Raw genomic sequence first — 10251 nt, 5'->3', positions numbered from 1 at the left:
AGAAGCCCGGGCGGCGAGATGGTCCGGGCCCTCAGCCCACCCCCACCCCCACCCCCGGCAGGAGCCGAACGGCCGGAGCCGGGCGGCCGGGGTGGCCTGGGCCGTCAGCCCACTCCCACCTCGTGCAGCACCTGGCGCACGCCTTCGTGCGTCACGCCGTGGTCCGCCAGCACCTCGGCCGCCACCCCCGGTCGGGCCGTGAGCGCCAGCAGCAGGTGCTCGTCCCCGATGTACCGGTCGTGGCGGGCGAGGGCGATCCGCAGTGACCTCTGCAGCGTCTCCTTCGCGTCCCGGCCGAAGCTCGGACGGCGCCCCGTCCACCAGGCCCGTTCCTTCCGGTCGCGGGACATCGCCCCGACGCCGTGCACCTCCTCGACCCGGGCCACGATCTCCGACACGTCGATGCCCAGCCCGGCCAGTGCGTCCGCCTCGGCCCGGGTCAGCCCGGCACGCCGTCGCGCCTCCGCCAGGGCTCGCCGCACGCTTTCCCGGCGCTCCGTCAGCCCGAGGGCGGACAGCGCGAAGGACGCGCGACCGCCCTCACGGTCGAGCAGGGCCAGCAGCAGATGCTCGGCGTCGACGATCTGCGCCCCACTGCCGTGGGCATAGCCGACCGCTTCCTCGACCACGGCCCGGGCATCCTTGGTGAACCTCTCGAACATCAACGCCTCCCGTACTTCTTGTGCACGGCCTGCCTGCTGACACCCAGTTCCGCGGCGATCTCCTGCCACGACCAGCCCTGATTGCGCGCACTGCGCACCTGTACCGCTTCCAGCTGCTCCAGCAGGCGCCGCAGCGCGGCCACGGCCTGGAGCCCGACCCGCGGGTCACGGTCGCCGGCACGCTCGGCGAGATCGGTTGCCTCCGTCATGCTGTCAATTTACGTTGACACTCCTTCGCATGTCAACCATGGTTGACATGCCGGGCGCGGAAAAGGCGGGCCCGGCACCCGGGCCCGCCTGAGGATTCCCGCCGGCCCGAAAGAGGGCCCGGGGGGGGGTCAGGAGGTGGTGAGCACGATCTTCCCGAACTGCTCCCCGGAGGCGAGCCGTTCGAAGCCCTCACGGGCCCGGTCCAGCGGCAGCTCCTCGTCGATCACGGGCCGCACCCCGGTCGCGGCGCAGAAGGAGAGCAGGTCCTCCAGCTCCTCCTTGGTGCCCATGGTCGACCCGACGACCTTCAGCTCCAGGAAGAAGATCCGGGTCAGCTCGGCGTGCGAGGGCCGGTCCCCGCTGGTGGCGCCCGAGATGACGATCGTGCCGCCCGGCCGGAGGGACTTCACCGAGTGGGACCAGGTGGCGGCACCCACGGTCTCGATGACGGCGTCCACCCGCTGCGGCAGCCGCGCTCCCGTCTCCACCGCCTCGACGGCACCGAGCTCCAGGGCCCGCTTCCGCTTCGCCTCGTCCCGGCTGGTGGCGAAGACCCGCAGCCCCGCGGCCTTGCCGAGCACGATCGCGGCCGTGGCGACGCCGCCGCCCGCCCCCTGCACGAGGACCGAGTCACCGGGCCGTACCCCGGCGTTGGTGAACAGCATCCGGTAGGCCGTCAGCCACGCGGTCGGCAGGCAGGCGGCCTCGGCGAAGGACAGCTCCTTCGGCTTCGGCAGGACGTTCCAGGTCGGTACGGCTACCTGCTCGGCGAAGGTGCCCTGGTAGCGCTCGGTGAGGATGGAGCGCGGCTCCTTGGGGCCGACGCCGTGCCCGGTCTGGCCGATGACGGAGTGCAGGACGACCTCGTTGCCGTCCTCGTCGATGCCGGCGGCGTCGCAGCCGAGGATCATCGGCAGCCGGTCCTCCGGCAGGCCGACGCCCCGCAGGGACCAGAGGTCGTGATGGTTGAGGGAAGCGGCCCGCACGGTGACGGTGCTCCAGCCGGGACGGGCCTCGGGAGCCGGACGCTCTCCCAACTCGAGGCCGGTGAGCGGCTGGTCGCGGTCGATTCGGGCGGCGTAGACAGCGAACATGGCTCGACGATAGGTCGGCCGTCCGGCCGGCGGAACCGCGGGGCCCTGTGACACATGCCCTCTTGCGCGAGGGCACCCTTGCGGCGCAGCCCCGCCGCGGCCGGGCGCAGCCCCACCGCGGCCGGCCCACCGACCGGTCCGCAGGCCCCCCGGAACCATCCGGTCGGTGGCCGGAAGCACCCGGCCGATTGCCGTGAGCCGAAAAAAACGGCCCCGTCCGTCCGGACGGGGCCATGGGGGGACGGTCAGCGGCGCGCCACGCCCTCGGCACGCGCGGCCGCGGCCACCGCCGCGGTCACGGCGGGGGCGACCCGGTCGTCGAACGGCGACGGGATCACGTAGTCGGCGGCGAGATCGTCACCGACCACCGAGGCCAGCGCCTCCGCCGCGGCGATCTTCATCCCCTCCGTGATCCGCGTGGCCCGCACCTGCAGCGCGCCCGCGAAGATCCCGGGGAAGGCCAGCACGTTGTTGATCTGGTTCGGGAAGTCCGAGCGCCCGGTGGCGACGACCGCCGCGTACTTGTGCGCGACGTCCGGGTGCACCTCGGGGTTCGGGTTGGCCATCGCGAAGACGAAGGCACCCTCCGCCATGGAGGCCACGGCCTCCTCCGCGACCGTGCCGCCGGAGACGCCGATGAAGACGTCGGCGCCCGCGAGGGCGTCCTCCAGCGAGCCGCTGAGGCCGGCCTTGTTGGTGAAGGAGGCCAGCTCGCTCTTGACCGGCGTCAGGTCCGCACGGCCGGCCGACACGACGCCCTTGCGGTCCGCCACGGCCACGTCGCCGATGCCGGCCTCGACCAGCATCTTGGCGATGGCCACTCCGGCCGCGCCGGCGCCCGAGATGACGGCCCGCAGCTGCCCGATCTCGCGCCCGCTGAGCCGCGCCGCGTTCCGCAGCGCCGCGAGCGTCACGACGGCCGTACCGTGCTGGTCGTCGTGGAAGACCGGGATGTCCAGGCGCTCCTGCAGCCGGCGCTCGATCTCGAAGCACCGGGGCGCCGAGATGTCCTCCAGGTTCACTCCGCCGAAGGAGGGAGCGAGCCGGACCACGGTCTCGATGATGTCGTCCACGTCCGTGCAGGCGAGCGCGATCGGCACCGCGTCGACACCGCCGAACTGCTTGAACAGGATCGCCTTGCCCTCCATCACGGGGAGGGAGGCCTCGGGACCGATGTCCCCGAGCCCCAGCACGGCGGTGCCGTCGGTGACGACGGCGACCACGGAGGACTTCCAGGTGTAGTCGTTGACCAGCTCCGGCTGCTCAGCGATCGCGGTGCACACGCGCGCGACACCGGGCGTGTACGCGAGGGAAAGGTCGTCCTTGTCGCGGATCGGCACGGTGGCCTGCACGGCCATCTTGCCGCCGCGGTGCAGCGCGAACGCCGGATCGAAGGAATCGAGGGGCTCGGCCCCGCCGTCCTGGTCCGTGCCGCCGTCGCTGCGAGGATTGACGATCTCCGCTGCCACTTTGTTTTACCCCTTAGCTATGCATGGTTTGAGGGTCGACCACTCCTGGTGAGGGGTGGGCGGGCACCGCGCACGGCTCGATTGCGGATACGTACGAGCACATACGCGACGGGCGCGCCGCACACGCGCCCTGAGCCCCGGATGAGGGGTGTAAAGAACCTTCTTACCGGACGGACGGCGCTCACGACGAGTCCAATAGGTGCAAGGTCACATCTGGAGACCAGAACCGCCCCACGTGGACGACACGGAGCCGGCGCGAGCACGACACTCTTGTGACTCGCCGGTAGCCGGGCCATGTTGCACGGCACGCACAACTGTCGACCACATCGTGAGACAGCCCGAAGATTTTCCGGCCGGCGAGGGAGATTTCCGCAGATCTGCGGCTCTCAAGTCCCCTTAGTCACGGGACCTGACGGGACACGGGGGTCACCCGTTATCCGATTTTGACATATCGAGTCGCCTGATTGGCGTAGTCCGAATGGCAGGATGCCGTAAACCCACGAGGTCGCGGCACCCGATGGTGTGTGCTGTCGTCGACCCAACGGCATCTCCACTCCCTTCCGCCGGAGGAACCACCATGACCGCAAGCTCCACCCGTCGTACGACCGCTCGCACCCGGACTGCCGCGGTCGGTGCGATCGCGGTCGCCGGCGCCCTGATCCTCACCGGCTGCGGTGACCAGACGGACAAGGGCAACGCCGCCGGTCCCGGCTCGTCGGCCGCCGCTCCGCTCGCCGGCAAGCTCCCCGCGGACATCAGGAAGGCCGGCGTCATCAAGGTCGGCTCCGACATCGCGTACCCGCCGGTCGAGTACATGCAGGGCGGCAAGCCCGTGGGCATCGACCCGGACATCGCGGACGCCCTCGGCAAGCAGCTGGGCGTCACGTTCGACTTCCAGAACGGCAAGTTCGACCAGCTCATCGTGGGTCTGCAGAGCGGCCGGGCCAAGGCGATCATGTCGGCGATGAACGACACGAAGGACCGTCAGAACGGCATCGACTCGGAGTCGGGGAAGAAGGTCGGCAACGGCGTCGACTTCGTCGACTACTTCACCGCCGGCACCTCGATCCTCGTCCAGAAGGGCAACCCCAAGGGCATCAAGACCCTGGACGACCTGTGCGGCAAGGTCGTGGCGCTGCAGCGCGGCACCACCTCCGAGGGCATCGCCAAGGCGCAGAACGCGAAGTGCAAGAAGGACGGCAAGCCGGCGATCAACCTGCAGACCTTCGACACCGACCCCGAGGCGCTGCTCCGGCTGAAGCAGGGCGCGTCCGTCGCCGACCTGAACGACTTCCCCGTCGCGGCCTACAACGCCAAGACCTCCGGCGGCGGCAAGGACTTCGAGGTGGTCGGCGAGCAGATCGAGGCCGGCCCGTACGGCATCGCGGTCAGCAAGGGCGACACCCAGCTGCGCGACGCGATCCAGGCCGCCGTGAACGCGATCATCAAGAACGGCGAGTACCGGAAGATCCTCGAGAAGTGGAACGTCACGCAGGGCGCGGTCACCGAGGCGAAGATCAACGGCGGCTCCTGAAGCAGGCTCGAGGAGACTGAAGGGCTGTCACTGTGACTGACACGGTCGACAAGACTCCGGCGCCATCGGTGCCGCCGGAGCAGATCAAGGCCATTCCGGTGCGCCACTACGGCCGCTGGGTGGCGGGCGCCGCCGTCATCGCCGTCCTGGTGCTGATCGGCATCGCCTTCTCGAACGCCAAGATCAACTACGGCATCATCCCGGACTACGTCACCGACGGGACGATTCTGTCCGGCGTGTGGCACACGCTGTACATCTCGGTGCTCGCGATGGTCCTGGGTCTGGCCCTCGGCATCGTCCTCGCGGTGATGCGGATGTCCTCGAACCCGGTGACCAGCACCGTCGCCTGGGCGTACATCTGGCTCTTCCGCGGCACCCCGGTGCTGGTGCAGCTGCTGCTCTGGTACAACATCTCGCTCATCTTCCCCATCCTCAACCTGGGGTTCTACAAGGACGAGATGAACCAGGTGATGACCCCGTTCCTGGCGGCTCTGCTGGGACTCGGTCTGAACGAGGCTGCGTACATGTCCGAGATCGTCCGGGCCGGCATCCAGTCGGTGGACGAGGGACAGACCGAGGCCGCGCACGCGCTGGGCATGACGCAGAGCCGGACGCTGCGGCGCGTGATCCTGCCGCAGGCGATGCGGGTGATCGTGCCGCCGACCGGCAACGAGTTCATCAACATGCTGAAGACGTCCTCGCTCGCCTACTCGGTGCAGTTCCCCGAACTCCTCAAACGCTCCACGGACATCTCCAGCACCTCGCTGGCGGTCGTGGAGATGTACTTCGTGGCCTCCATCTGGTACCTGATCCTGACCACGATCTTCAGCATCGGCCAGTACTACCTGGAGCGCCGTTACGCCCGCGGCTCGACGCGCAGCCTGCCGCCGACCCCGTTCCAGCGGCTGAAGAAGAACCTCCGCCTGTTCGGTTCGTTCCGGCGCCCGGAGGTGGCCCGATGAGCAGTCTCAGCAAGGACATCACCCCGAGCGGCGGCGGACCGATGGTCAAGGCCGAGGGCGTGCACAAGTCGTTCGGCCTGGCGCACATCCTCAAGGGCATCGACCTGGAGGTGAACCCGCGCGAGGTGTTCTGCCTGATCGGCCCGTCCGGCTCCGGCAAGTCCACCTTCCTGCGGTGCATCAACCACCTGGAGAAGATCAGCGCCGGCCGGCTGTACGTCGACGGCGACCTGGTCGGCTACCGGCAGAAGGGCGACAAGCTTTACGAGCTGAAGGAGCGGGAGGTCGCGGCGCAGCGGCGGGACATCGGCATGGTGTTCCAGCGTTTCAACCTCTTCCCGCACATGACGGCTCTGGAGAACGTCATGGAGGCGCCGGTCCAGGTGAAGCACGAGACCAGGGCGGCAGCCCGGGAGCGTGCCGAGCGTCTGCTGGACCGGGTCGGACTCGGCCCGCGCAAGGGCCACTACCCCGCGCAGCTGTCCGGCGGACAGCAGCAGCGGGTGGCCATCGCCCGTGCGCTGGCGATGCAGCCGAAGCTGATGCTCTTCGACGAGCCGACCTCGGCACTGGACCCGGAACTGGTCGGCGAGGTGCTCGACGTGATGCGGGACCTGGCCGAGGACGGTATGACGATGATCGTCGTCACGCACGAGATGGGCTTCGCGCGTGAGGTCGGCGACTCGCTGGTGTTCATGGACGACGGCGTGGTGGTCGAGTCCGGCCACCCGCGCGAGGTCCTGACCAATCCCCAGCACGAGCGGACCAGGTCGTTCCTGTCGAAGGTCCTCTGACCCCCGAGGAGTCGAACGGGCCGGGGCGGAAGGGAGACTCCCTTCCGCCCCGGCCCGTTTCCTCTCGATCCCGGAGGAACGGCGCCCGATGCGTATCTGCCGGAACCGAAGGCCGTTCCCGGCGCCGCCCCGCCCGGGGCCACCGTTCCCGGCGGCGCCGTTCCCGCTCCGCCCGGGGCCGCCGTTCTTGGCGGCGCCGTTCCCGCTCCGCCTGGGGCCGCCGTTCCCGCTCCGCACGGGGCCGCCGTTCCCGGCGGCGGCCTGCCCGAGGCCGCCGTTCCCGCCCCGCCCGGCCGCCGTTCCCGCTCCGCCCGGGGCGGCCGTTCTCACCCCGCCCCGCCGGAAGCGGCCGGCCCTACTTGAGTGCCAGCAGCAAGGTGTCCGACGGGGAGCACCACACCGGCCGGGCCTCACCGAACCCCTGCTCCCGCAGGGTCCGCGCATGCCATGCCGGCGACGGCGTGTCCCCGTCCGCGTGCTCGCCGTAGATCTCGAAGCGGCGGGCGGTCGGTCCGGCGAGGACGGGGTCCTCGGCCGCCACCTGCCACCACTCGGCCCAGTCCAGGGCGCCGTTCCGCCTGGCCTGATCCATGCGGGCGCGGCGCTGGGCGCGCTCGGCCTCGTTGATCCGGGGCGTCGTCTCGTCGATCATGTGGTCCGCGTTCATGAAGACGCCGCCGGCCCGGACGAGTTCCGCGACCTGACCGTAGAGGGCCGTGAGGGGTTCGCTGTGCAGCCAGTGCAGGGCCGTGGCGGTCAGGACGGCGTCGTAGGAGTCGTACGGCAGCTTCGCCGGCCAGCCGGGGTCCTTCAGGTCGGCGGTGACGAAGGAGACCCGGTCGTCGCCCTCGAAGGTGCCGCGCGCGATGGCGAGCAGGGCCGGGTCGAGGTCGACACCGGTACTGGTGGCCTGGGGGAACCGGGCCAGCAGCCGGGCGCTGATGCTGCCGGTGCCGCACGCCAGGTCGAGGACGCGCGGTGCGGTGCCGACGAGTGCCTCGACCATGTCGAGCATGATCCGGAAGCGGTCCTCGCGATCCGGCATGTACCACTCCTGCTGCCGGTCCCAGCTCTCCTGCCAGGCCGCCCAGTCGGTTCCGGTGCTCGTGGTCATGGAACCTCTCTCCCCTCGCCGCGCGTAATACCCTGGATTGACGACCGGCTGTTACCCGACCGCAGACACGACCATAGAGCGCCTCCGTAAGGACTACAAGTGGAACTGGCCTATTACTCGGATTACGCCGTCCGCCTCGTCAACAGCGAGGAACCGGTCCGGGGCAAGGACTCCCTGACCTCGGTCGAGGCCGTCCGCGATCTCTTCGGCGCCAACGCGTCGGCGGCCCGCCGCGCCACCGACGGCGACGTCACCCGCTTCCGTTCCGTCCGGGCCCGGCTGCGCGCGGTCTTCGAGGCGGCCGACCAGGGCGACGAGACCCTCGCGGTGGACCTGCTGAACTCGCTGCTGCTGGAGTTCCCGGTGAGCCCGCAGATCTCCGGGCACGACCACCGCGACGAGGACGACCGGCCCCTGTGGCACATGCACCTGGCCGACCACCCGTCCAACGCCACCGCGGGCTACGCGGCGATCGCGGCGATGGGGCTGGCCTTCCACCTGACCGAGTACGGCGTGGACCGCCTCGGTCTGTGCGAGGCGTCGCCGTGCCGCAACGCCTACCTCGACACCTCCACCAACCGCTCCCGCCGCTACTGCTCCGACCGCTGCGCGACCCGCGCCAACGTGGCCGCCTACCGGGCCCGCAAGCGCCTGGAGGCCGACCGGTCGGAGAACAGCGGCCTCGCGGCCGAGAGCGCCCAGCGGGCCAGCGTCAGCGGCGAGCGCTGACCGGTGGGCCGGGGCCGGTACCTGAACCACGCCTTGCCGAGGACGAGTTCGTCCGGCACGACCCCGTAGTCGGTACTGTCCCCACCCGCGTAGGGATTGTCCCCGAGCACCCACCAGCCGCCCTCGCGCCGCTCCACGGCCCGCTTGACGACCAGCAGGTCCTGCTGGAACGGGTGCCGCAGGACCACCACGTCCCCCGGTCGGACGACGGCCCCGTACTGCAGCAGCAGCCGGTCGCCGTGCTGGAGCGTGGGCGCCATCGAAGGGCCCGTGACCTCGGCCAGCCCCAAGGGCGCCACGGCCCTCCCCCGCTCGGTGTCCTGCGACAGCTCCGGCATCCCGGCACCTCCCCGGTCCGTTCCTCCACCAGTCTCAGTCTGACCCTGGACTTTTGCCCTAAGCCCTAGGGGGCACCCGAGAAATCGCCTTGCTCAGGGAGTAATGTCGCACCTGAGAAGACGATCACGAGGAAGGAATGCTCCATGCTTTCCCGCCTGTTTGCCCCCAAGGTCAAGGTCAGCGCCCACTGCGACCTGCCCTGCGGCGTGTACGACCCGGCCCAGGCCCGCATCGAGGCGGAGTCGGTCAAGGCTGTCCAGGAAAAGATGGCCGGCAACGACGACCCCCACTTCCAGACGCGTGCCACCGTCATCAAGGAGCAGCGCGCGGAGCTCGCCAAGCACCACGTCTCCGTGCTCTGGAGCGACTACTTCAAGCCCCCGCACTTCGAGAAGTACCCCGAGCTGCACCAGCTGGTCAACGACACCCTGAAGGCTCTCTCGGCCGCCAAGGCGTCCACCGACCCGGCGACGGGCCAGAAGGCGCTGGACTACATCGCCCAGATCGACAAGATCTTCTGGGAGACCAAGAAGGCGTGACCTTCCACGCCTCCTGACCTGCGGTCCCCATCGCAGCGTCCCTTGGCCGCACCCGGTCCCGGGCCCGCCGTACACGGCGGATCCCACGGCCCGGGTGCGGCCTTCTCGCGTCCGGCCACGGGCGCCCGGTGGAACCGCGGCGCGATCAGGCGGAGCCCGTACGCCGGCACCTCCCCGCACGCGCCCGGGATGCCGCCCGAGGCGACCTGGACACGCGGAGGCGATCCGGCCGAGCCGGAGACCCCCCGGCACCGAGTCCCGGCGGGCGCGGGCGGAGGGCCGGTGGGCGAGGTGGACGGCGACCAGGGCCGTCGGACCGCAGGGGCCGTGTGGTGCGGTCCTGTGCGAGGCTGGGGCAATGACCGTCCTTGAGGACCTCAGACGGCTGCGCCGGGTGCGCGACCGGATGGACCGCGACTACGCCGAGCCGCTCGACATGACCGAGCTGGCCCGCGACGCCCTGATGTCCGCCGGCCACTTCCAGCGCAGCTTCCGCAAGGCCTTCGGCGAGACGCCGTACAGCTATCTGATGACCCGCCGGATCGAGCGGGCCAAGGCACTGCTGCGCCGTGGCGACCTCACCGTGACCGAGGTGTGCATCGCCGTCGGCTGTACCTCCCTGGGCTCCTTCAGCTCCCGCTTCACCGAGCTGGTCGGCGAGACACCGAGCGCCTACCGGGCCCGTGACCACGAGCCGAGCGCGGTGATCCCGTCCTGCGTGGCCCGTACGTTCACCCGCCCGCGCCGCCGGCCGTACTGAACCGACTCTCGCGCGGAGCGCACCGAAGCGGCCTAGCGTGGCCCC

12 protein-coding genes are annotated in these 10251 nt (G+C 70.4%); 6 read left to right on the top strand and 6 right to left on the bottom strand.

What is annotated here, in order from left to right; genetic code table 11:
- Window positions 1-104: 104 nt before the first annotated feature.
- The 4 genes from ABVB68_RS12885 to ABVB68_RS12870 form a co-directional block, all read right to left on the bottom strand.
- Complete coding sequence (locus ABVB68_RS12885; RefSeq protein ID WP_353601093.1) at window positions 105-662, bottom strand: Clp protease N-terminal domain-containing protein; 558 nt, start codon at window positions 660-662, stop codon at window positions 105-107.
- Window positions 662-871, bottom strand: coding sequence for a helix-turn-helix domain-containing protein (locus tag ABVB68_RS12880; protein ID WP_353601092.1), 210 nt, complete (start codon window positions 869-871; stop codon window positions 662-664). Before ABVB68_RS12880 ends, ABVB68_RS12885 begins: the two co-directional genes overlap by 1 nt.
- A gap of 129 nt (window positions 872-1000) precedes the next feature.
- The gene (locus ABVB68_RS12875; RefSeq protein ID WP_353601091.1) at window positions 1001-1966 is read right to left on the bottom strand and encodes a zinc-binding dehydrogenase; all 966 of its coding nucleotides are present in this window, start codon (window positions 1964-1966) and stop codon (window positions 1001-1003) included.
- A 245-nt stretch (window positions 1967-2211) separates the two neighbouring features.
- Entirely contained in the window at window positions 2212-3435 is a 1224-nt protein-coding gene (locus ABVB68_RS12870; protein ID WP_353601090.1) for an NAD(P)-dependent malic enzyme, read from the bottom strand.
- Window positions 3436-4012: 577 nt separating this feature from the next.
- On the opposite strand from ABVB68_RS12870, the gene ABVB68_RS12865 reads away from it, so the two are divergent.
- The 3 genes from ABVB68_RS12865 to ABVB68_RS12855 are packed head-to-tail and all read left to right on the top strand — an operon-like array spanning window position 4013 to window position 6725.
- Complete coding sequence (locus ABVB68_RS12865; protein WP_353601089.1) at window positions 4013-4969, top strand: ABC transporter substrate-binding protein; 957 nt, start codon at window positions 4013-4015, stop codon at window positions 4967-4969.
- Between the two features lie 32 nt (window positions 4970-5001).
- Window positions 5002-5931, top strand: a complete 930-nt coding sequence (locus tag ABVB68_RS12860) for an amino acid ABC transporter permease (RefSeq protein ID WP_353601088.1) — start codon at window positions 5002-5004, stop codon at window positions 5929-5931.
- A gap of 41 nt (window positions 5932-5972) precedes the next feature.
- Window positions 5973-6725: an amino acid ABC transporter ATP-binding protein gene (locus ABVB68_RS12855; protein ID WP_353601238.1), complete on the top strand. Its 753-nt coding sequence runs from the start codon at window positions 5973-5975 to the stop codon at window positions 6723-6725.
- Between the two features lie 355 nt (window positions 6726-7080).
- Here ABVB68_RS12855 and ABVB68_RS12850 read toward each other — a convergent pair whose 3' ends face one another.
- Window positions 7081-7839 (bottom strand): class I SAM-dependent methyltransferase, encoded by a 759-nt coding sequence (locus ABVB68_RS12850; protein ID WP_353601087.1) that lies wholly within the window; start codon window positions 7837-7839, stop codon window positions 7081-7083.
- 99 nt (window positions 7840-7938) lie between these two features.
- On the opposite strand from ABVB68_RS12850, the gene ABVB68_RS12845 reads away from it, so the two are divergent.
- Window positions 7939-8568, top strand: coding sequence for a CGNR zinc finger domain-containing protein (locus tag ABVB68_RS12845; RefSeq protein ID WP_353601086.1), 630 nt, complete (start codon window positions 7939-7941; stop codon window positions 8566-8568).
- On the opposite strand, the gene sodX is transcribed toward ABVB68_RS12845, so the two are convergent.
- Entirely contained in the window at window positions 8472-8906 is a 435-nt protein-coding gene (gene sodX, locus ABVB68_RS12840; protein ID WP_353601085.1) for a nickel-type superoxide dismutase maturation protease, read from the bottom strand. The two genes, ABVB68_RS12845 and sodX, sit on opposite strands and share 97 nt — an antisense overlap.
- 144 nt (window positions 8907-9050) lie before the next feature.
- Between sodX and sodN the strand changes: the two genes are divergently transcribed.
- Window positions 9051-9446, top strand: coding sequence for a superoxide dismutase, Ni (gene sodN, locus ABVB68_RS12835; RefSeq protein ID WP_143627044.1), 396 nt, complete (start codon window positions 9051-9053; stop codon window positions 9444-9446).
- A gap of 358 nt (window positions 9447-9804) precedes the next feature.
- A complete protein-coding gene (locus tag ABVB68_RS12830) occupies window positions 9805-10206 on the top strand; it encodes a helix-turn-helix transcriptional regulator (protein ID WP_353601084.1) in 402 nt (133 codons plus the stop codon).
- Window positions 10207-10251: the final 45 nt, after the last annotated feature.

Origin of the sequence: Streptomyces sp. NPDC096012 (assembly GCF_040426375.1) — a bacterium.
Classification (GTDB): domain Bacteria; phylum Actinomycetota; class Actinomycetes; order Streptomycetales; family Streptomycetaceae; genus Streptomyces.
This window is presented reverse-complemented; position numbering and strand designations above follow the sequence as displayed.

What these genes read in the sequence shown, in the direction of transcription:
- ABVB68_RS12830 (WP_353601084.1), top strand. Translation starts at nt 9,805, where the DNA reads ATGACCGTCCTTGAGGACCTCAGACGGCTGCGCCGGGTGCGCGACCGG.
- ABVB68_RS12885 (WP_353601093.1), bottom strand. Translation starts at nt 662, where the DNA reads ATGTTCGAGAGGTTCACCAAGGATGCCCGGGCCGTGGTCGAGGAAGCG.
- ABVB68_RS12855 (WP_353601238.1), top strand. Translation starts at nt 5,973, where the DNA reads ATGGTCAAGGCCGAGGGCGTGCACAAGTCGTTCGGCCTGGCGCACATC.
- sodN (WP_143627044.1), top strand. Translation starts at nt 9,051, where the DNA reads ATGCTTTCCCGCCTGTTTGCCCCCAAGGTCAAGGTCAGCGCCCACTGC.
- ABVB68_RS12880 (WP_353601092.1), bottom strand. Translation starts at nt 871, where the DNA reads ATGACGGAGGCAACCGATCTCGCCGAGCGTGCCGGCGACCGTGACCCG.
- ABVB68_RS12865 (WP_353601089.1), top strand. Translation starts at nt 4,013, where the DNA reads ATGACCGCAAGCTCCACCCGTCGTACGACCGCTCGCACCCGGACTGCC.
- ABVB68_RS12875 (WP_353601091.1), bottom strand. Translation starts at nt 1,966, where the DNA reads ATGTTCGCTGTCTACGCCGCCCGAATCGACCGCGACCAGCCGCTCACC.
- ABVB68_RS12850 (WP_353601087.1), bottom strand. Translation starts at nt 7,839, where the DNA reads ATGACCACGAGCACCGGAACCGACTGGGCGGCCTGGCAGGAGAGCTGG.
- sodX (WP_353601085.1), bottom strand. Translation starts at nt 8,906, where the DNA reads ATGCCGGAGCTGTCGCAGGACACCGAGCGGGGGAGGGCCGTGGCGCCC.